The organism is Phenylobacterium sp., from assembly GCF_024508875.1.
In the GTDB taxonomy this organism is placed as follows: Bacteria; Pseudomonadota; Alphaproteobacteria; order Caulobacterales; family Caulobacteraceae; genus Phenylobacterium.
The window spans coordinates 19,537-39,409 of sequence record NZ_JANINU010000112.1 but is presented as its reverse complement, the minus strand read 5'-3'; the positions used below and the strand labels follow the sequence as shown (position 1 = coordinate 39,409).

General features: G+C 70.5%; 18 protein-coding genes. 9 read left to right on the top strand and 9 right to left on the bottom strand.

The window, feature by feature from the left end; genetic code table 11:
• The coding region (locus Q0L11_RS09945) for a carboxylesterase family protein (RefSeq protein WP_296597010.1) at nucleotides 1–600 on the top strand (600 nt) is incomplete at its 5' end.
• Between the two features lie 115 nt (nucleotides 601–715).
• Nucleotides 716–883 carry a YdcH family protein gene (locus Q0L11_RS09940; protein WP_296597009.1) on the top strand — a complete coding sequence of 56 codons (168 nt, stop codon included), beginning with the start codon at nucleotides 716–718 and terminating at the stop codon, nucleotides 881–883.
• Nucleotides 884–979: 96 nt separating this feature from the next.
• Here Q0L11_RS09940 and Q0L11_RS09935 read toward each other — a convergent pair whose 3' ends face one another.
• From Q0L11_RS09935 to uxaC, 6 genes are all read right to left on the bottom strand, one after another.
• A complete protein-coding gene (locus Q0L11_RS09935) occupies nucleotides 980–2,611 on the bottom strand; it encodes a Na+/H+ antiporter (RefSeq protein ID WP_296597007.1) in 1,632 nt (543 codons plus the stop codon).
• 71 nt (nucleotides 2,612–2,682) lie between these two features.
• On the bottom strand, nucleotides 2,683–3,753 hold the full coding sequence (locus Q0L11_RS09930; protein ID WP_296597006.1) for a sugar kinase: 1,071 nt from the start codon (nucleotides 3,751–3,753) through the stop codon (nucleotides 2,683–2,685).
• Nucleotides 3,754–4,425: a bifunctional 4-hydroxy-2-oxoglutarate aldolase/2-dehydro-3-deoxy-phosphogluconate aldolase gene (locus Q0L11_RS09925; RefSeq protein WP_296597005.1), complete on the bottom strand. Its 672-nt coding sequence runs from the start codon at nucleotides 4,423–4,425 to the stop codon at nucleotides 3,754–3,756.
• A gap of 31 nt (nucleotides 4,426–4,456) precedes the next feature.
• Entirely contained in the window at nucleotides 4,457–5,215 is a 759-nt protein-coding gene (gene kduD / locus Q0L11_RS09920; RefSeq protein ID WP_296597003.1) for a 2-dehydro-3-deoxy-D-gluconate 5-dehydrogenase KduD, read from the bottom strand.
• Complete coding sequence (kduI, locus tag Q0L11_RS09915) at nucleotides 5,216–6,052, bottom strand: 5-dehydro-4-deoxy-D-glucuronate isomerase (RefSeq protein WP_296597001.1); 837 nt, start codon at nucleotides 6,050–6,052, stop codon at nucleotides 5,216–5,218. It abuts the gene before it with no gap.
• Between the two features lie 14 nt (nucleotides 6,053–6,066).
• A complete protein-coding gene (gene uxaC / locus Q0L11_RS09910) occupies nucleotides 6,067–7,515 on the bottom strand; it encodes a glucuronate isomerase (protein ID WP_296597000.1) in 1,449 nt (482 codons plus the stop codon).
• Between the two features lie 233 nt (nucleotides 7,516–7,748).
• On the opposite strand from uxaC, the gene Q0L11_RS09905 reads away from it, so the two are divergent.
• Nucleotides 7,749–8,618 carry a 2-keto-4-pentenoate hydratase gene (locus Q0L11_RS09905; protein ID WP_296596999.1) on the top strand — a complete coding sequence of 290 codons (870 nt, stop codon included), beginning with the start codon at nucleotides 7,749–7,751 and terminating at the stop codon, nucleotides 8,616–8,618.
• Nucleotides 8,596–9,897, top strand: a complete 1,302-nt coding sequence (locus Q0L11_RS09900) for an MFS transporter (protein WP_296596998.1) — start codon at nucleotides 8,596–8,598, stop codon at nucleotides 9,895–9,897. The genes Q0L11_RS09905 and Q0L11_RS09900 overlap by 23 nt, the downstream gene beginning before the upstream one ends.
• Before the next feature lie 175 nt (nucleotides 9,898–10,072).
• On the opposite strand, the gene Q0L11_RS09895 is transcribed toward Q0L11_RS09900, so the two are convergent.
• Nucleotides 10,073–12,079, bottom strand: coding sequence for a redoxin domain-containing protein (locus Q0L11_RS09895; RefSeq protein ID WP_296596997.1), 2,007 nt, complete (start codon nucleotides 12,077–12,079; stop codon nucleotides 10,073–10,075).
• Between the two features lie 127 nt (nucleotides 12,080–12,206).
• Between Q0L11_RS09895 and Q0L11_RS09890 the strand changes: the two genes are divergently transcribed.
• Nucleotides 12,207–12,797 carry a TetR/AcrR family transcriptional regulator gene (locus Q0L11_RS09890; protein WP_296596995.1) on the top strand — a complete coding sequence of 197 codons (591 nt, stop codon included), beginning with the start codon at nucleotides 12,207–12,209 and terminating at the stop codon, nucleotides 12,795–12,797.
• Nucleotides 12,798–12,924: 127 nt separating this feature from the next.
• Nucleotides 12,925–14,112 carry a Na+/H+ antiporter NhaA gene (gene nhaA, locus Q0L11_RS09885; RefSeq protein ID WP_296596994.1) on the top strand — a complete coding sequence of 396 codons (1,188 nt, stop codon included), beginning with the start codon at nucleotides 12,925–12,927 and terminating at the stop codon, nucleotides 14,110–14,112.
• A 10-nt stretch (nucleotides 14,113–14,122) separates the two neighbouring features.
• Here nhaA and Q0L11_RS09880 read toward each other — a convergent pair whose 3' ends face one another.
• The gene (locus Q0L11_RS09880; protein ID WP_296596992.1) at nucleotides 14,123–15,175 is read right to left on the bottom strand and encodes a LacI family DNA-binding transcriptional regulator; all 1,053 of its coding nucleotides are present in this window, start codon (nucleotides 15,173–15,175) and stop codon (nucleotides 14,123–14,125) included.
• Between the two features lie 134 nt (nucleotides 15,176–15,309).
• Here Q0L11_RS09880 and Q0L11_RS09875 point away from each other — a divergent pair, with 134 nt between their 5' ends.
• The 3 genes from Q0L11_RS09875 (at nucleotide 15,310) to Q0L11_RS09865 (ending at nucleotide 19,055) form a co-directional block, all read left to right on the top strand.
• Nucleotides 15,310–16,794 (top strand): UxaA family hydrolase, encoded by a 1,485-nt coding sequence (locus tag Q0L11_RS09875; protein WP_296596990.1) that lies wholly within the window; start codon nucleotides 15,310–15,312, stop codon nucleotides 16,792–16,794.
• On the top strand, nucleotides 16,794–18,230 hold the full coding sequence (locus Q0L11_RS09870) for a mannitol dehydrogenase family protein (RefSeq protein WP_296596989.1): 1,437 nt from the start codon (nucleotides 16,794–16,796) through the stop codon (nucleotides 18,228–18,230). The genes Q0L11_RS09875 and Q0L11_RS09870 overlap by 1 nt, the downstream gene beginning before the upstream one ends.
• A gap of 111 nt (nucleotides 18,231–18,341) precedes the next feature.
• Nucleotides 18,342–19,055: a GntR family transcriptional regulator gene (locus Q0L11_RS09865; protein WP_296596988.1), complete on the top strand. Its 714-nt coding sequence runs from the start codon at nucleotides 18,342–18,344 to the stop codon at nucleotides 19,053–19,055.
• Nucleotides 19,056–19,059: 4 nt separating this feature from the next.
• On the opposite strand, the gene Q0L11_RS09860 is transcribed toward Q0L11_RS09865, so the two are convergent.
• A complete protein-coding gene (locus Q0L11_RS09860; RefSeq protein WP_296596986.1) occupies nucleotides 19,060–19,872 on the bottom strand; it encodes a hypothetical protein in 813 nt (270 codons plus the stop codon).
• Between the last annotated feature and the right edge of the window lies 1 nt (nucleotide 19,873).

Genomic DNA, 19,873 nt, shown 5'->3' with positions numbered 1-19,873 from the left:
GGCAACACCCACGACGAGACCCGCGCCTTCCTGGGCGGCGACCCGTCGAACTTCTCCGTCGACTGGGGCGGCCTCCCCGCCAAGCTCAACCAGGCGCACATGCGGGTCGACATCGACCCGGTCACCGTCATCGCCGAGTACCGCCGCCTCTACCCGGCCTATAGCGCCAGCGACGTGCTGTTCGCCGCCACCACCGCCGCCCGGTCCTGGCGCGGCGCGATCATCGAGGTGGAGGAGCGCGCCAAGTCCGGCGCGCCGGCCTGGGCCTACCAGCTCGACTGGGCCACGCCGAAGGACGGCGGCAAGTTCGGCGCGCCGCACGCCAGCGACATCCAATTCGTCTTCGACAACATCGCCAAGCCCGGAGCCACTGCAATCGGCCCCACGGCCCAGTCGATGGCCGACCAGATGAGCGAGGCCTTCCTCGCCTTCGCCAGGCGCGGCGATCCGAACTGCATGGCTATCCCGCGCTGGGAGCCATATGGCCTGCCGCGCCGCCAGACCATGGTGTTCGACACGCCGTCGAAGCTCGCCGACGACCCGCGCGGGGCCGAGCGGCGCCTGTTCGAAAAGGTCCCGTTCATCCAGGCCGGGACCTGAGGCCTGCGGCAGGAGCGCGCAGGCGCCGGTCGTCAATCTTTGGCCTACCTTCCGGGCGCAACCTTCCCCTGCCCGTCGGCGCGATGGCGCGCCGGCACAGCAGAGGAAGCCGCCGATGAAGAGCGCCCACGTCCTGCAACTGACCCGCAAGCACCGCGAGCTCGACGCGCAGATCCACGACGAGCAGCGGCGGCCCGAGGCGGACGCGGCGGCGCTCCAGGCGATGAAGCGGCGAAAGCTCAGGCTGAAGGAACAGATCGCCGAGGCGCAGGGCGCCGCTTAGCGCAGAACAAGGACCTGTAAGCCCGGCAGGAAGCTCGCTTGCGAGCATAGCGCCAGGATCCAGGGGCCCCAGTGCGGCGCCCCTTGGTCCCGGCCGTCAGCCGGTGTAGCGGGCTTCCATCAGGTCGATGTCGCGGACCAGTTTGCGGCCGACCTCGTCCTCGATCTCGCGCGCCCGGATGCGCCGGTAGATTTCGTCCCGCTCGGCCCGTAGGCCGACGAGCCGAAGCTGGCGCTCCACCTGTTCGAGCTTGCGCTGGATCGCGGCCGATTCCGGGCTCTCCAGCCGCCCGTCGATGCGGGCGCGGTACAGCTCCATGATCCGCACCGACGCCTCGGTGTAGAGGTCGGCGTCGGCCTGCCCGGCGCCCAGGGCGTGCTGCTCGTCCTCGATCGCCTGGATGGCGGCCTGGGCGGCGGCCAGCCGCGTGCGGTCGATCTCGGTCTGCCGCGACGGTTCGGGCGGCAGCTCCAGGCCCCGCAGCACCCGCGGCAGGCCCACGCTCGCCACCACCAGCGACACCAGGATCACGCCGGCCGATAGCACGATAGCCAGGTCTCGCGCGGGGAACGGCGTCCCGTCGTTCAGCGTCAGCGGCAGGGTGAGCACGCCCGCGAGGGTGATAGCGCCGCGCACCCCCGCCAGCGACATGGCCGCCACCAACCGCCAGTTCGCCTTCGGCGGCCGCTCCCCCCGCCGGCGCGCCTTGAACAGCGTCAGGCGAAGGGACGCCCACACCCAGGCGAAGCGCATGGCGCCGAGCGCGACGCTGATCGCCAGCACATAGACGGCCAGCCACCAGGGCTCGGCGTGGCCCGTCGCCAGCACCGTCTCGCTGGCCGAGTTCCACAGGCCGGGCATCTGCTCGCCCAGCAGCACGAAGATGATGCCGTTGGCGGCGAACTGCACCACGTCCCATACCGCCGCCCGGCGCACGCGGGTGACGGCCAGCGCCTGGCCGGTCTGCTCGGTGAACCCCATGGTCACGCCGGCGGCCACCGCCGCCAGGATGCCTGAGCAATGGAAGTGTTCGGCCAGCATGTAGGCCCCGAAGGGGATCAGCAGGCTGATCAGGATCTGGGCGCTGGTGTCCTCGCCCAGGCGATTGGTAATCCACTGCTTGGTGTAGGAGATCGACCAGGTGAAGACGACGCCGATGGCGATGCCGCCCAGCGCCAGCCAGGCGAAAGTGACCGCCGCCTCCTGCAGAACGAAGGCGCCCGTCAGCATCGCCGCCACCGCGAAGCGCATGCAGACCAGGCCGGAGGCGTCGTTCAGCAGCGACTCCCCCTCCAGGATGTGCATCACCCGCTTGGGCAGCGGCGTGCGCGAGGCGATGGCCGACACCGCGATGGGGTCGGTGGGCGAAACCACGGCCGCCAGGGCGAAGGCCACCGGCAGCGGCATGGCCGGGATCAGCCAGTGGATCAGGAAGCCGACCCCGACGACCGTCAGGATCACCAGGCCGATGGCCAGCTCCAGCACCGTCGCGCGGTCGCGCAGCAGATCGTCCTTGGGGATCCGCCATCCGTCCAGGAACAGCAGCGGCGGCAGGAAGAGCAGGAAGAACAGGTCCGGTTCCAGCTCGACCGTGGGCACGATCGAAAGTGCAATGAGCGCGCCCAGCCCGATCTGCACCAGCGGAAGCGGCAGGCGCGTCAGCCGCGCCAGCGAGCCGCTGACCACCACGGCCAGCAGCAGGAACAGGATCGTACCGACGGAACTCAAGGCGCCTCCTTGGGGACGTCCTGATAGCAGACTCGCCGCAGCGTCAGCCCAGGCGGCCGGTCACGCTTGCGTCAGCGGATCACCGATGCGCCCCGGGCGCCGATCGCCGCCTCGATCTCGCGCACGTCCACCATCGAAGCGTCGCCGGGCGTGGTCATGGCCAGCGCGCCGTGCGCCGCGCCATAGTCCACCGCCGCCTGTGGCCCCAAGCCCTGCAACAGCGCATACGCGACGCCGGACGCAAAGGCGTCGCCGCCGCCCACGCGGTCCAGGATGTCGAGGTTCTCGCGGGTGACCGACGCCACCACCTCGCCGCCCGCCCACAGCACCGCGCCCCAGTCGTTGGCGCTGGCCGATTGCGCTGTGCGACGGGTGCTGGCCACCACCTTGAAGCCGAACTCGCCCGCGACGGCCGCCGCGAACGCCGGGAAGTCCGCCGGCGCGTCGTAGCCGAGGCAGGCCTTGAAGCCCGACGGGTCGCCGAACATCACATCGACGTGGCGCGCGATTTCGCGGTTCATCGCCTGCACCGCCTTGGGATCGCCCAGGGCGTTCCAGAGCGAGGCGCGGTAGTTCAGGTCGAACGACACCACCGTGCCGTGGCGCCTGGCGGCGCGCACCGCCTCCAGCACCACCTCCGGCGTCTGCGGCGCCAGCGCGGCGAAGATGCCGCCGGTGTGGAACCAGCGAACGCCCTCGGTCCCGAACAGCCCGTCCCAGTCGGCCTCGCCCGGCGCGATCTGCGACGCCGCCGAATGCCCGCGGTCCGAAACGCCTAGCGCCGGCCGCAGGCCGAAGCCGCGCTCGGTGAAATTCAGGCCGACCCGGGTATTGCGGCCGACCCCATCGTAGGGCCGCCACATCACGTGGCCGACGTCCACGCCGCCCTGCAGGATCAGGTCCTCGGCCAGCTTGCCCACGTCGTTGTCCGGGAACGCGGTGACCACGGTCGCGCGCAGGCCGAACGCCTTCCGCAGCGCGCGGACCACGTTGTACTCACCACCGCCTTCCCAGACCTGGAAGCTGCGGGCGTTGCGCACCCGCCCCTCGCCCGGATCGAAGCGCAGCATGACCTCGCCGAGGGCCGCGCAGTCCCAGCGACAGTCCGCCGCCGGCCGGATCACGAGCCCCCCGCTGGTCATCTACATTCCTCGGATCGTCTTGATGAGCCGGACCGTCTCGCGCACCCGGGCCTCGATGCCCGCATAGTCGCCGGCGTCCAGCAGCGCCTTGGTGATCAGGTTCGAGCCCATGCCGCAGGCGACGATGCCGGCGTCGAACCACGGCTTCAGCGACGCCTCGGTCACGTCCACGCCGCCCGTGGGCATGATCTTCGTCCAGGGCATCGGCCCCAGCACCGCCTTCACGAACTCCGGCCCGCCCACCGAGCCGCCCGGGAACACCTTGACGATCTCGCAGCCCAGTTCCTGCGCCTGGCCGATCTCGCTGGCCGTGCCGCAGCCCGGCGAATAGGCGATCATGCGGCGGTTGCAGACCTTGGCCACGTCGGGGTTCAGCAGCGGCCCGACCACGAAGTTCGCACCGTTGGCGATGTAGATCCCGGCCGTCGGCGCATCCACGATCGAGCCCACGCCCATGATCACGCTGGGGTCGGCCTTGGCGAAGTGGCGCGTCACCTCCAGGAACACCTGGCTCGCGAAGTCGCCGCGGTTGGTGAACTCGATGCACTTCGCCCCGCCGTTCGCGCAGGCCTGGATGGCCTTCACGCAGACTTCGGGGTCCGGGTGATAGAAGACCGGGATCACCCCCTGGTCCATCATGGCGTTCAGCACGACGAGGCGATCGCGGGCCATCGGGCGGTCCTTCCCTACGCTGTCAGCCGGCTCAGCGCGCCAGCCAGCCGCCGTCCACGGGGACGATGGCGCCGTGCATGTAATCTGCTGCGCGGCTCGCGAGGAAGACCGCCGCGCCGGCCAAGTCGCTGGGTTGGCCCCAGCGCCCTGCAGGAATGCGGTCGAGGATCTGCTGGTTGCGGGTCTCGTCGGCCTGCAGCGCGGCGGTGTTGTTGGTTGCGAAGTAGCCCGGCGCGAGGCCGTTGACGTTAATGCCCTTGGCCGCCCACTCGTTGCAGAGGGTCTTGGTGATCCCCGCCAGCCCGCTTTTCGACGCGGTATAGGATGGCACGCGCAGTCCGCCCTGGAAGCTCAGCATCGAAACGACGTTGACGATCTTGCCGCCCCGCTTGTCGGCGACCCAGCGCTTGGCCACCGCCTGGCTGAGGAAAAAGACCGTCTTCAGGTTGGTGTCCATCACCGCGTCCCAGTCCTCTTCCGTGAAGTCGAGGCTGTCCGCGCGCCGGATGATGCCGGCGTTGTTGACCAGGATGTCCAGGCGCCCGGCGGCGGCATAGGCTTCGAACACCACCCGCGCGATCGGCTCGGTCGTCGACAGGTCCGCACTGACCGCATGCAGCTTACGGCCGGCCTGGGCGACCAGTTCTGCGGTCTCGTCCGGCGCGCTGCGACCGACGGCGACGATGTCCGCTCCCGCCTGCGCCAGGCCCACGGCGATCGCCTGACCCAGTCCGGTATTGGCGCCGGTGACCAGGGCGACCTGGCCGGTGAGATCGAAGGGGCTCGCCATCTACTTGAGCTGGCAGATGTCGAGGACGTTCATGTCGGTGTAGTCGAGGTTCTCGCCGCCCATCGCCCAGATGAAGGCGTAGTTCGACGTGCCCGAGCCCATGTGGATCGACCACGGCGGCGACATCACGGCCTCTTCGTTCGCCATGACGATGTGGCGGGCGTTGTCCGGCTCGCCCATGAAGTGGAAGACGCGGTCGTTCTCGCCCAGGCCGAAGTAGAAATAGATCTCGCTGCGGCGGTCGTGCAGGTGCGGCGGCATGGTGTTCCAGACGCTGCCGGTGTTGAGGATCGTCAGCCCCAGCAGAAGCTGCGCCGACTTGCAGGTCTGCGGCACCACGAGCTGGTAGATCGTCCGCTCGTTCGAGGTCTCCAGCGCGCCCCGCTCCAGCGGCACGGCGTCGGCGATCGACAGCTTCTTCGTCTCGAAGGCCGCATGAGCCGGCGTGGAGACGAGGTAGAAGCGCGCGCCCTCGCCTTCGAAGCTCACGTCCTTCGCGCCCATGGTCACATAGAGGCAGTCCTTGGGGGCCATGTCATAGTCCGTCCCGTCCACCGTCACCTTGCCGGCCACGTCCGAGACGTTGATGATCCCCATCTCGCGCCGTTCGAGGAACGGATGGCCCTTGGCGCTTTCCGGCTCGGTCTGGTCCGGCAGGCGCACGGCGCCCTTGGCGGGGGCTGCGCCGCCGATCACGAAGCGCTCGTAGTGGGTGTAGTTCAGCACCACCTGCCCGGCGGCGAACAGGTCCTGGACCAGATAGCGCTGGCGCAGGGTCTCGTTGTCGACCCCCTCCATCATGTCGGGGTGGGTGGCGTGGTAGATCCGCTTGAACACGAAGGCTCCTCCCGTCAGGCCGGGTCGGGCGCGCGCTGGGCCGCCGGCTCGTCAAGTTTGTAGGCCCGCTTGGGCAGGTTGTAGGCCAGGTCGACGATGGTCTCGGCCGCCTCGTCCTCGTCCAGGCGGTGCTCGGTCACCAGCCGCGCCAGGAAGCCCGCGTCCACCCGCCGGGCCACGTCGTGCCGCGCCGGGATCGACAGGAACGCCCGCGTGTCGTCGTTGAAGCCGACGGTGTTGTAGAAGCCCGCCGTCTCGGTGGTCTGCTCGCGGAAGCGGCGCATCCCCTCCGGGCTGTCGTGGAACCACCAGGACGGACCCAGCTTCAGCACCGGATAGTGGCCGGCCAGCGGGGCCAGCTCTCGGGCATAGGCGCTCTCGTCCAGCGTGAAGACGATCACCGACAGCCGCGGATCGTTGCCGAACCTGTCCAGCAGCGGCTTCAGCGCCCGCACATAGTCCGTGCGCGTGGGGATGTCGGCGCCCTTGTCGCGGCCGAACGCCCCGTGGAGCCAGCGGTTGTGGTTGCGGAAGCTGCCGGGATGGATCTGCATGACCAGCCCGTCGTCCAGGCTCATCTTCGCCATCTCGGTCAGCATCTGCGCCCGGAACAGTTCGGCGTCCGCTGGCGTGAAGACCCCGTCCAGCACCTTGCGGAACAGCGCCTCGGCCTGGGCCTCCGAGAGGTCGGCGGTCTGCGCCGTCGGATGCCCATGGTCGGTGGAGGTGGCCCCCATCTCCATGAACGCCTGCCGGCGCACGCGGTGGGCTCGCAGGTAGCCCGTCCAGGACCGCACATCCTCGCCGCTGATCGCGCCGAACCGCTCGATCTCGGACTGGAAATCCTCGTGCTCGGGATCCACCACCGGGTCCGGGCGATAGGCCGTGACCACCCGCCCCTTCCAGCCCGACGCGCGCATCGCCCTGTGGTGCGTCAGCGGATCGGTCGGCGCCTCGGTGGTGGCGATCAGCTCGATGTTGAACCGCTCGAACAGCGCCCGCGGCCGGAACGCCGGCGTCGCCAGCGCCTCGCCGATGCGGTCGAAGTAGAGGTCCGCGGTCTCGGCGCTCAGCGCCACCTCGAAGCCGAAGACCTCGGCGAACACATGGTTCAGCCACATCGACGACGGGGTCCCGCGGAACAGATGCATATTCGACGCCAGGATGCGCCAGGCCGCGCGCGGATCGGCGCCGCCAGGCCCCTTGCGCGACGGCACGCCCAGGTCCTCCAGCCGCACGCCCTGCGAATAGAGCATCCGGTAGAGGTAATGATCGGGCGCCAGCAGCAATTCGGCGGCGTTGGCGAACGGCGCGTCCGAGGCGAACCATTCCGGGTCGGTGTGGCCATGCGGGCTGATGATCGGCAGGGCCTTGACGCACGCGTACAGCCGCCGCGCGACGGCGCGGGTCGCGGGCTCGGCCGGGAACAGCCGATCCGGGTGCAGCGTCAGGGGCCTTGTCATCGGCCGGTCCTCCCTCTGGCCGCGGTGGTAACCGGTGTCATTATGCCGCGCAAGCCATTTGCGCCGCCGCTTCCCACCGCCGCCGACAGGCACGTTGAAGCCCTGCAGACCAAATTGACACCGGTTACCTCTTCGCACAATGTGCAGCCGAATTCGGCCGGTCAGCCCGGTCCAACGACGACAATAAGCGCCGCGCCGCCCGAAAGCGGAGGCGGCCGGAGGACCAGAAGCTCGTGACCGTTCCGGCGGCGAAGTCCGCGACCGCGTTTGATCCGCCGGCCGTCGCGCGCCAGTTCGTCGAGGCGCGGCTCGGCGCCCGCGCCCTCTCCGGCTTTCCCGGCCCCCTCCCCGCCGACATGGCCGGCGGCTACCTCGTCCAGGAGCAGGCCATCGGCCTCTGGCCCGAACCCGTCGTGGGCTGGAAGGTCGGACGCATCCCCACCGAACTGCAGGCCGAACTGAAGGCCGAGCGCGTGATGGGTCCCGTATTCGCCGGCCACGTCTGGCAGGCCGACCCGGGCGCGCCCACGCCCCTGCCCGTCATCGCCGGCGGCTTCGCCGCGGTCGAGGCCGAGTACATCTACCGCATGGGTCGCGACGCGCCGGCCGACAAGCTGGACTGGACGCCGGAGGACGCCCTCGACTATGTCGGCGACCTGCTGGTCGGCGTCGAGTTCGCCGGCAGCCCGCTCGCCACCATCAACGTCCTGGGCCCGCGCGTCGTGGCCTCCGACTTCGGCAACAACGCCGGCCTGATCCTGGGCCGCGTCGTCCCCGCCTGGCGCGAGCGTCCGCAGGACATCCCGCCCTGCCACGCCTGGGTCGAGGGCCAACTCGTGGGCGAAGGCGCGCCCGAGTCGATCCCCGGCGGCCCGCCCGCCTCGCTCGCCTTCCTGATGGCCGCCTGCGCCCGCCGCGGTCGTCCTCTCAAGGCCGGCCAGTTGGTGACGACCGGCGCGGCCAGCGGCATCCATGACATCGAGGCCGGACAAACGGCCCGCATCACCTTCGGCGACCTGGAGGAGATCCGCTGCGTCGCGGTCCCCGCCCGGCCCGCCGCGGGCCCCGGAGGAGACACGCATGACCACCGCCGCCCGGACTGAAGCCGGCTCGCCTGACGCCGCCGCGGCGAGCTCCGCGAGCGTCGGCCGCTATCGCTGGGTGATCGTCGGCCTGCTCTTCACGGCCATGGTCATCAACTACGTCGATCGCCAGACGATCGGCCTGCTGAAGGCCGACCTGACCACCGAGTTCGGCTGGACGGAGAAGGACTACGCCCGCCTCATCCTGTGGTTCCAGGGGGCCTACGCCATCGCCTACCTCGCCTGGGGCCGGATCATCGACCGGATGGGCGCGCGCTTCGGCTTCGGCGTCGCCTTCCTGATCTGGCAGGTCGGACACATGCTCACCGGCCTCGCCGGCTCGTTCTCCGGGTTCATCGCCAGCCGCGTCGTCCTGGGCCTGGGCGAAGGGGGCGCCTTCCCGGCCGGCATCAAATCGGTCGCCGAGTGGTTCCCCAAGAAGGAGCGCGCCCTCGCCACGGGCCTCTTCAACGCCGGCACCAACATCGGCGCCATCGTCACGCCGCTGCTGATCCCCGCCCTCACCCTCGCCTTCGGCTGGCAGGTCACCTTCCTGGTGACGGGCCTGCTGGGCCTCGTCTGGCTGCCGGTCTGGCTGCTGGTCTATCGCCGCCCGCGCGAACACGCGAAGGTCTCGGCCGCCGAGCTCGCCCACATCGAGAGCGATCCCGCCGATCCGGTCGAGAAGGTCGCCTGGACGCGCCTGCTCGGCTACCGCGAGACCTGGGCCTACGCCCTGGGCAAGTTCCTGATCGACCCGATCTGGTGGATGTTCCTCTTCTGGCTGCCCGACTTCCTGGGCAAGCGCTACGGCCTCGACCTGAAGACGTTCGGCCCACCGCTTGTGGCGATCTACCTGCTCTCCGACGTGGGCAGCGTGGCCGGCGGCTGGCTCTCGTCGCGGTTCATGAAGCTGGGCTGGTCGATCAACCGCGCCCGCAAGACCACCATGCTGATCTGCGCGCTGCTGGCGATCCCCGTGGGCGGCGCCGCGCTGGCCTCGAACCTCTGGGTGGCGGTGCTCATCATCGGCGTCGCGACGGCGGCCCACCAGGGCTTCTCGGCCAACCTCTACACCCTGCCCAGCGACGTGTTCCCTCGCTCGGCCGTGGGCTCCGTGATCGGCATCGGCGGCATGATCGGCGCCGTTGGCGGGATGGTGTTCTCGAACTATGTCGGCGAGGTTCTGGAGCGGATCGGGACCTACACCCCGATCTTCGCCGTCGCCGCCACGGTCTACCTGCTGGCGCTGCTGGTGGTGCACCTGCTCACGCCGAAGATGGAGCCGGTAAAGCTCTAGGGTCGCGCCCGTCTCCCCTTGCGGGAGAAGGTGGCCGGCGCAAGCCGGTCGGATGAGGCGGCGCGCCAACCTCACCGCCGGAAACGATAAAGGGGTCGCCGACCAGCGCCGCGCGCCCCCTCATCCGTCACCCTGCGGGCGACACCTTCTCCCGCAGGGGAGAAGGCCTTCGGCTCTAGCGCCCGCCCGGCGCCCCGGCCGCCGCCGGCGCATCCGCCGCCGCCTGCCCGCCGTTGCGGCGGCGCGGCATCATCTTCATCGCCGCGTCCAGCTCCTTGCGGTCGACGCCGCCGTCCTTGTTGGCGTCGATGAGGGCGAAGTACTTCTGCAGGTTCTCGCCCATGTTGCCCTTCAGCTCGGCCCGGGTGAGCCGGCCGTCCATGTCGTCGTCCATGACGCCGATCATCAGGCCGGCCTGCATCAGCTTGTCGTTCTCGGGCTTCTGGCGCGCCACCGTCTCGTCGGTCCAGCGGTAGTGCAGGTACAGCGCCAGCATCTCCTCCGACGACTGCTCGCCCCAGCGGATTTCCCGCTTCGGGTCCGGGTTCGCCGGGTTGCGGGTCGAGTTGTCGAAGGTCCAACGGGTGATCACCTTCGAGCCGGCCGGCACCTTCAGCGGCGTCTCCAGGAAGTACTCATACTGCCAGTTGAAGTCGTACCGCGGCATGGCCAGCAGCATCTCTTCCTTGCCGTTCGGGTACTTCACCGCGACGCTGACCGACCCGCCCCGATGGTGCGCATGGGGAGTCAGGCCGTACAGGATCATCTCCTTCGGCACGTCGATATAGGCCTGCTCGTGGTGGTATTCCGCGCCCGGCGGGATAACGATCGAGAAGTCGAAGATGCCGAACGTGCGCAGCACGTACTTCGGCTCCTGGCCCTTCGGATAGAAGTAGATCCCCATCTGGGTCTCTTCCGTCGTCTCGCGGCCGTACGGCGTGTAGTGGTTCTGGAAGGCGACGCCGCCCGACGGCGGCACCCAGACGCCCGTGTCCTTCGGCTGCAGGTTCGAGCCCCGCCCCGGCCCGTAGCCGCCCAGCGAGGCGCCCCATTCGGCCTCGGACGCGGTCTGGCCCGGCTTCACGTCACCGCCGACCACGCCGGTCAGGATGTGGTGCACCACCTGACGGTCGGTCACCTTGAAGGTGGTCGCCTTCATCCAGCGCCCCTCGGGCATAGGGTTCGCCACCACCGGGCGCGAATAGTCCAGCACCCCCTGCGCCGGGATCTTCACCGCCGGGATCGTGACGATGGCGTCCGGCTTGCCCAGGGGCCACTCGGGCGCCTGGAACTTGATCTTCGCCAGCGGGTCCTCGCCCTTGCCCCGCGGCGCGCCGGCCTCCACCCAGTGGACCAGGGTCTTGATCTGCTCTGAGTTCAGCCGCTCGTCGTGCTGGAACGCCCCCACGGTCTCGTCGGCCAGGAAGGGCGGCATCCGCTTGGTCCGCAGCACCTCGCGGATCATCGGCGAGAAGCCCCGCACCTGGTCGTAGGTGTTCAGCGGCATCGGCCCCACCCCGCCCGGCTGGTGACAGCCCGTGCACTTGGCCTGGATGATCGGCGCGATGTCCTTCACGTAGCTGATCTTGTCGTGCGCCTTGCCCCGCTCGGGAAACGCGATGGGCGCGCCGCTCGCCACACGGATCACCGGCGGCGCCTTCCGGCCGGCGACCAGGCCGTCCAGGGTCTCGCGCGCGCCCTCCACCGGTCCGCGGTAGGCGACCGTCCAAGTGCGCGGATCGACGACGATCGTTTCGCCCGCCCGCGTCACGCCCAGTTGCTCGCCGACGAGTTGCTGGTAGTCGAACAGGATCGGCATCGACAGGCCGAGGGCCTTCGCCTCCGGGTTCACCCGCTCGCGCGTCTCCCCCAGCTTCGAGGCCAGCAGCATCGTCTCGACGCCCTTGGCCCCATAGGCCTGGCGCAGCGCCTCATAGGACGCCGCCTCCGTCTTCACCGTCTTGTCGCCGCTGGCGTAGGCGATCAGCACCACCGCCTTGGCGTCGCTCATCCGGTAGAGCTGGCGCGACAGGTAGTTCTGGTCCGACAGGCGGAAGTCGTCGACCTGCAGGGCCGCCGGCGCCTGCGCCCCCGCGATCGTCGTCAGGCTGCCCGCCGCCAGCGCGGTAGCCGCCAGCAGGGCCGCCAGGCCCGCACGCCGCATCGTCTTCATGGTGATCATCCGCTCGTCCTCCCCCAGATCCCCGCCGCATCCTGCCCGGGGCCATTCCGGCTCTCCAGGCCGCCGCTTGACGGCGCGACAGGGAAGTTACGATATACTGTGGATCATAACGGCCGGTCCTGCTTCCATGTCAACCGCTCTCGACGCCCGCATCGTCCGCACCCGTGAGGCGCTGCGCGCCGCCATGGTCGCGCTGGCGTCCGAACGTCCGCTCGACACCATCACCGTGCGCGCCATCGCCGCGCGGGCGGGCGTGGGCTACGCCACCTTCTTCCGCCACTACGTCGACAAGGAAGCCCTGCTCGCCGATGTGGCCGACATGCTGACGCGGTCGTTCCTCGACCAGGTCCGCCCGCTGCTCCTGGCCGCTGACCGCCGGGGCGCGGCGCGTTCGCTGTGCGCCTTCGTCGAAGCCAACCTGCCGATCCACAAGGCCCTGATCGCGGGCGGCGCTGGCGAGACGGTCCGCGCCGACATGCTGCGCCAGACCCTTGAGACCATGGTCCGCCGGCGACCCGACAAGGCGCGCGGCACGCTGGACGAACTGCTGCTGTTCCAGCTCGCGTCCGGCATCCTCAACCTGCTGGCCTGGTGGCTCCGGAATCTCGATCGCGTCGACGCCGACACCATGGCCGAGATCATCGACCGCACGGTCCTGACGCCTGTCGGCGCCCTTCGCAGGCAGCCACCCGAAGGCTTGGCCGAGGGCGAGACCTAGCGCCGCGTCGAGACGCCTGCGCCGCTTGCCTTCCCATGCCCAAAGGCGCCATAGGCGGCACGGGTGCCCGGTCGCGACGGCCGGTCAGGGAGTACGTTGGTCGGGCCGCCAGCGCGGAGACACGCGCATGCACCCGACCCGCAAACCCTCCGTCCTCAGAGAGCTGCTGGAAAGCGAAGCCACCGGCGGGCTGCTGCTGATGGGCGCTGCCGCCCTGGCCCTGTTCGTGGCGAACTCGCCGCTCTCCGCCGCCTACTTCGGCGCGCTGCATGCGCCCTTCGCCGGCCTCGACGTCCTGCACTGGATCAACGACGGGCTGATGGCGGTCTTCTTCCTGTTCGTGGGCCTGGAGATCAAACGCGAGTTTCTCGACGGCCAGCTCGCCACCTGGGCCAACCGCGCCCTTCCCTGTATCGCGGCGGCCGGCGGGGTGCTCGTTCCCGGCCTGATCTATGCCGCCGTCAACGCCGGAAACCCCACGACCCTGCGAGGGTGGGCCATCCCCACCGCCACGGACATCGCCTTCGCGTTGGGCGTCCTGTCCCTGTTGGGCAAACGGGTTCCAACGAGCCTCAAGGTCTTCCTGGCGACGCTCGCCATCGTCGACGACCTCGTCGCCGTCCTCGTGATCGCGGTGTTCTACACGGCGAAGATCGATCTCGCGGCGCTGGGCGGCGCTGGCCTGACCACGCTCCTGCTCATCGGCCTCAATCGGCTCAAGGTGACCCGGCTCGCGCCCTACCTCGTGTTCGGCGCCCTCCTGTGGTGGCTCGTCCTGCTGTCCGGGATCCACGCCACCATCGCCGGCGTAGTCCTCGCGATGACCGTTCCCCTGCGGCCCTCGAAGGCCGCGCCGGACGACATGACCTCGCCGCTCCACCGCCTCGAGCACGCCCTCTCGCCCTGGGTCGCGTTCCTGATCGTGCCGGTCTTCGGCTTCGCGAACGCGGGCGTCTCCTTCGCCGGAACCTCCCTCGCGATCCTCGGCGAGCCGGTCACCCTCGGCGTCGCGGCTGGGCTTCTCTTCGGCAAGCAGACGGGCGTCTTCCTGTCGTCCTGGCTGGCGATCCGCGCTGGTGTCGCCCGGCTCCCGGTCGCCGCGTCCTGGTCCCAGCTCTACGGCGTGAGCCTGCTGTGCGGCATCGGCTTCACGATGAGCCTGTTCATCGGCCTGCTCGCCTTCCGAGACGCGGCGCTGCAGGACGAGGTGAAGATCGGCGTCCTGGCGGGTTCGCTGGTCTCCGCCCTCGCCGGCGCGGCGTTGCTGAGCGTCGTCAAGAAACGAACGCCCCGTCCCGCCTCGGGAGACCTCTAGCGCCCCGGCCTCAGGCTTTCGGCGGAGCGGCCGTGGATTCCCGCACCACCAGCGACGGCAGCCGGCTCTTCGGATCGCGGCCCGTGTCGTCGCGGCCCATCAGCCGCTCGGCGGCGAGGCGCCCGATCTCCCGCGTCGGGGTGCGCACGGTCGTCAGCGTCGGCCACAGGCGCGAGGCGATCTGGAAGTCGTCGAAGCCCACCACGGAGACGTCCTCCGGGACGCGCCGGCCCAGTTGGCGCGCCGCCTGTAGCACGCCCGCCGCCATCTCGTCGTTGCCGGCGAAGATCGCCGTCGGCGGCTGCGCCATCGACAGCAGCTCCCGCCCCCGCTCGATGCCCGACTCGTAGGTGTAGGCGCCCTCGACCGCGTAGGCCTTGGCCAGGTGCAGCCCCCGCTCCTCCAGCGCCTCCTCGAACCCCGAGCGCCGCTCGTGCGACGAGCGGAAGGTGGGCGGCCCCGAAACGAAGGCGATGCGCGTGTGGCCGAGGTCCGCCAGGTGCGCCGCCGCCTCGCGGCCGCCCAGCCGGTCGCGCGTCTCGATCATGTGCTCGGCCTTGTCCAGGCTCACCGAGGCCACCCGCACATAGGCGCAGCCGATCTCGTTCATCAGCGCCGCCGCCCGCTCGTCTTCCGAGACGGAGGGCGTCAGCACCACACCGAACAGCCGCTGCCGCTCCACGAACCCGCGCAGGTCGTCCAGGAACGTCGGGCTGGCGCGGTCGCACGGATGGACCACCAACTCGAAGCCCGAGCCCTTCATCGCGTCCAGCAGCCCGAGCTGCATGTTCACCACGTACTGCGGGTTCGGGTTGTCGTAGACCAGCCCGATCAGGAACGCCCGGCCGTACGCCAGCCCGCGCGCCTGTGGATCGGGCACATAGCCCAGCTCGGCGATGACCGCCTCGATCTTCTCCCGCGTGTCGGCGCGCACGAACGGCGAGGCGTTGATCACCCGCGAGACGGTCTTCTTCGAGACGCCGGCCAGCCGCGCGATGTCGTTGATCGTCGCCCGGCGGCGGGTCTCGACGCCCCCCTCCTCAGGTGTTCGCGGCTTGCTCATCGGGGGCTTCACGGGCAGTCGGACCGATCCTTGGACGGCGCAGCGGCGCTTGACGGGTATCCCTGACCTGCGCCGGGCCGCAACCGCAAGCGGGGTGCGCTTGAGATTTGCATGACACCGGTTACCATTCTGCGATGAACGGCTCCGCTGCAACCCTCGTCATCGATCCGCGCGACGACGTGGCGGTGGCGCTTCATGCCGTCGCCCGAGGCGAGACCGTCGCGCCGGGTGTGGTGGCGAGCGCCGACATCCCGCCCGGTCACAAGGTGGCGCTGCGCCCCATCGCCGCCGGCCAGGACGTCCGGAAGTACGGCTGGCCCATCGGGCACGCGACCCGCCAGATCGCGCCCGGCGATCACGTCCACACCCACAACCTCGCAACCTCGCTGTCGGGCGTGGAGGCCTACGCCTACGAGCCCGCCCCGGCCGAACCCTTGCCGGCGCCCGAGGCCCGCACCTTCCAGGGCTACCGCCGCGCCGACGGGCGGGTCGGCACGCGCAACGAGATCTGGGTGCTCTGCACGGTCGGCTGCGTGGCCCGCACCGCCCAGAAGATCGCCGAGGCGGCCGACCGCGCGTTGCGCGGCCGCGTGGATGGCGTCGTCGCCCTCACCCACCCCTTCGGCTGCTCCCAGCTCGGGGGCGACCTGGACGCCACCCGGGCCATGATCGCGGCCCTGGCCGGCCACCCCAACGCCGGCGGCGTCCTGATCCTGGGCCTCGGCTGCGAGAGCAACCAGCTCCAGGCGCTGCTGGACTCCGCCCCGCACCTCGACCGCGCCCGCCTGCGCGCCTTCACCGCCCAGTCGGCCGGCGACGAGATCGAGGACGGCCTCGCCGCCGTCGCCGAACTGGTCGCGATCGCCGAGCACGATCGGCGCACGTCCTGTCCCGTCTCCGACCTCGTGGTCGGGGTGAAGTGCGGCGGCTCGGACGGCTTCTCTGGCCTCACCGCCAATCCCGTCGTCGGCCGCATCGCCGACAAGGTCTGCGCGGCCGGCGGGACGGCGATCCTCACCGAGATCCCCGAGATCTTCGGCGCCGAGCGCCTGCTCATGGCGCGCGCGAGCGACGAGGCCGTCTTCCGCGAAGTCGCCGCCGTCGTGAACGACTTCAAGAGCTACTTCCTCGGCCACGGCGAACCGGTCAGCGAGAACCCCTCCCCCGGCAACATCGAGGGCGGCATCACCACGCTCGAAGAGAAATCCCTCGGCGCCGTGCAGAAGGCGGGACGCGGGCCCGTCACCGAGGTTGTCCGCTACGGCGGCCAGGCGCGCCGGCCGGGCATCGTGTTGCTGGAGGCCCCCGGCAACGACGCGGTCTCGTCCACCGCGCTCACCGCTGCCGGCGCCACGGTGATCCTGTTCACCACCGGCCGCGGCACGCCCCTGGGCTTTCCGGCGCCCACGCTGAAGATCGCCACCAACTCCGGCCTCGCACAGCGCAAGCCGCGCTGGATCGACTTCGATGCGGGCCGCATCGCCGCCGGCGAGAGCCTCGACGCAGCGGCGGGCCGGCTCATGGACCTGGTCGTCGCCACCGCCTCCGGACAGCTCACCCGCGCCGAGGAGAACGGCGAACGCGAGATCGCCCTCTGGAAGCGCGGCGTCACCCTCTGATGCGCCTGTCGAACGCCACCCTGGGCCAGGTCCGCCCGCCCGTCCGCACGCCAGCCTACGATCGCGCCAAGACCACCGTGGGCGTCGTCCACTTCGGGCCCGGCGCGTTCCACCGCGCCCACCAGGCCTGGTATTTCGACCGCATGCTGGCGCACGACCCCGGCCTCGCCGTCTGCGCCGTGTCGCTGCGCACGCCCGACGTCCGCGACGCCCTCTCGCCCCAGGACGGCCTCTACGCCCTGGTGGAGAAGGAGGCGGATCCGACGGTCCAGGTGATCGGCGCGATCCGCGAGGTTCTGGTGGCGCCAGAGGACCCCGACGCCGTTTTCGCCCGCCTCGCCGAGGCCCGCTACGTCACCGCCACGGTCACCGAGAAGGGCTACTGCCTCACCACCGCCGGCGCGCTCGACCTCGACCACCCCGACATCCGCCGCGACCTTGCGAACCCCGACCGCCCGGTCACCGCCATCGGCTGGATCTGCGAAGCCCTGCGCCGCCGGAAAGCCGTTTCTCGCCAGTCCTTTACGACGATCAGTTGCGACAACCTCTCCGACAACGGCGCCAAGCTCGGCCGCGCGGTCGCGGCCTTCGCACGGGCCCGTGGAGAACCCGCCCTGGCCGCCTGGATCGAGGCCAACGCCGCCTTCCCGTGCAGCATGGTCGATTCCATCACCCCCGCGACCGACGACGCCCTGCGCGCCCAGGCCGACGCCGCCCTCGGGCTCGTCGACGCCTGGCCCGTCCAGCGCGAGCGCTTCGTCCAGTGGGTGGTGGAGGACCGCCTCGGCGCCGACCGGCCCCTGTTCGAGCGCGCCGGCGTCACCGTCGCCCGCGACGTCGCCCCGTTCGAGCGCGCCAAGCTGCGACTGCTCAACGGCGCCCATTCGACCCTGGCCTACGTCGGCCTTGCGCTGGGCCACGAAACCGTCTCCGCCGCCATGGCCGACCCGCGCCTCTCAAGCTTCGTCGAGCGGATGATGCGCCAGGACGTGAGCCCCACGCTGGATGCGCCGGAGTTGGACATCCCCGTCTACGTCGACGCGGTGCTGGCCCGATTCCGCAACCCGGCCATCGTCCACAAGCTCTCGCAGATCGCCTGGGACGGCTCGCAGAAGCTGCGCTTCCGCCTGCTGGAGACCGCCGCCGAGGCCCTCGCCGCGGGCCGCCCCGCCGATCGCCTAGCGGTGGGCGTCGCCGCCTGGATCGCCTTCGTCATCCGCCAGGCCCGCGCCGGCGCGCCCCTCACCGATCCCCTGGCCGGAACGCTCGTCGACCTCGCCCGCCAGTGCGACGGCGCCCTCGCCGATGTGGACCGCTTCCTCGCCTTGGAGAGCGTCTTCCCGCCCGCCCTGGCCGCGGAGCCCAGCTGCCGCACCGCCGTTGCACGCGCCTACGCCCGGCTGACCGCCGAGCCCCACGCCATCCTGAGCCTCTAGACCCGACCTCACCGGCAGCCAGCCCCGAAATAGCCGCCACGACCTTGCACTCTTGTGCGCAAGACTGAACAATCACGCCTCGTTTGACTGACAATCAGAGCCGGGGCCTCGATGACGACGCGCAAATCCAAGACCGCCGCGGCCCCGCCGGCCGCATCGAAGGCCGCGCCCCGCGGCGGCAAGACAGCGCGCGAGGTCGCCCGCCTGCTGCGCGACCAGATCCAGGGCGGCGAGATCAAGCCCGACACCTGGCTGCGCGAGATCCGGCTGGCGGAGGAGATGGGCGCGGCCCGCTCGGCGGTGCGCGAGGCCCTGCGCCTGCTGGAAGAGGACGGCTTCGTCGAGCTGGAGAAGTTCCGCGGCGCGCGGGTGACGACGCCCACGCTCTACCAGATGTTCGACCTGTTCGAGGTGCGCGCCGCCCTGTTCGGCCTGATGGCGCGCTTCGCCTGCTTCCGCGCCCCCGACGCCGACCTCGAGGAGATCGTCGCCCGCATCCGCGCGATGCTGGACGGCGCGGCCGACCAGACGGCTCGCTGGCGGATCAACCAGGGCGTGGAGATCGGCGCTCTCATCTCGCGCCATGGCAGCCGCGACGCCCGCGAAATGATGGCCGCCTCGCACCGCAAGGCGCGCTGGCACTTCTCCTACCTCGGCCTGGACAACAGCGGGCTGATCGGGCCGCTCGACGACTGGCGCCAGCTCGCCGACGCCCTGAGCGTGCGCGAGGCCGAAGCGGCCGCGGGCGCAGCCCGGCGCATCATCTATTTCACCCAGCAGGAGGTCACCCGCATGCTCGTGGCCAAGGGCGCGAAGTCCGCCTGACGCGTCAGGGGATGGCCCGCTTGTCGTTGACGAAGTCCACGTCCGGGTTCTCGCCCACGAACATCGAGATGGCGTCCACGAACAGCCCCTTCCCGCCCCAGGGCGGCGCGGTGAACTTCGGCACGGGCAGGAAGGCCGCCTTCCACGCCGCGTAGTCGTCGAACCACAGCTCGGCCACCCGCGGGTACTGCGAGGCGGGGCTCACAGCATTGTAGAGGGCGTAGCGCTTCAGCCCCGGCAGCCGGGCCACCTCCTTGGCATGCACGTCCCGGTACCAAGCATCGCCCTGTTCGGCCGTGACGTCCTTGGGATAGCGGAAGAACACGATCCACCGCAGGTAGGGCGTCTCCTTCGGCGCGGTGTCCGTCGCGAGGAACACCTGCTGCGGGTTGACCGGCACGGTGGCCGTCGTGCTCTCGAACCCCGCGTTCGCCCAGCCGCCCGGCGGTGGCGTGAACGACCCCAGCCCCTTGGCGTAGATGTTGTTCGGTCGGCTCTCCTGGAAGTCCGCCAGGCTGTCGAACTGGATCTCCGTCATCCGCCCGTACTTCAGCGGATAGGCGCTCACGGCCTCGGCGGGCGGCAGATAGCTGCGGAACGACACGTAGTTCCGCTGCCAGGCTTTGAAGGCCCGGCGCACCTGGGGCGCGTGGAACGTCATGTACCAGCGGTCCAGCACGAGCTGGTCGGTCCCCGGCTTCAGGTCGACCAGGATGTAGTGCTTGATCGCGCCCACGGCCGCGGCGGGCGTGGCCACGGCGGCCAGCGCGCCGGCGCCCACCAGCAGTGCGGCGCGGCGGGTGAAGGGTTCGGTCATC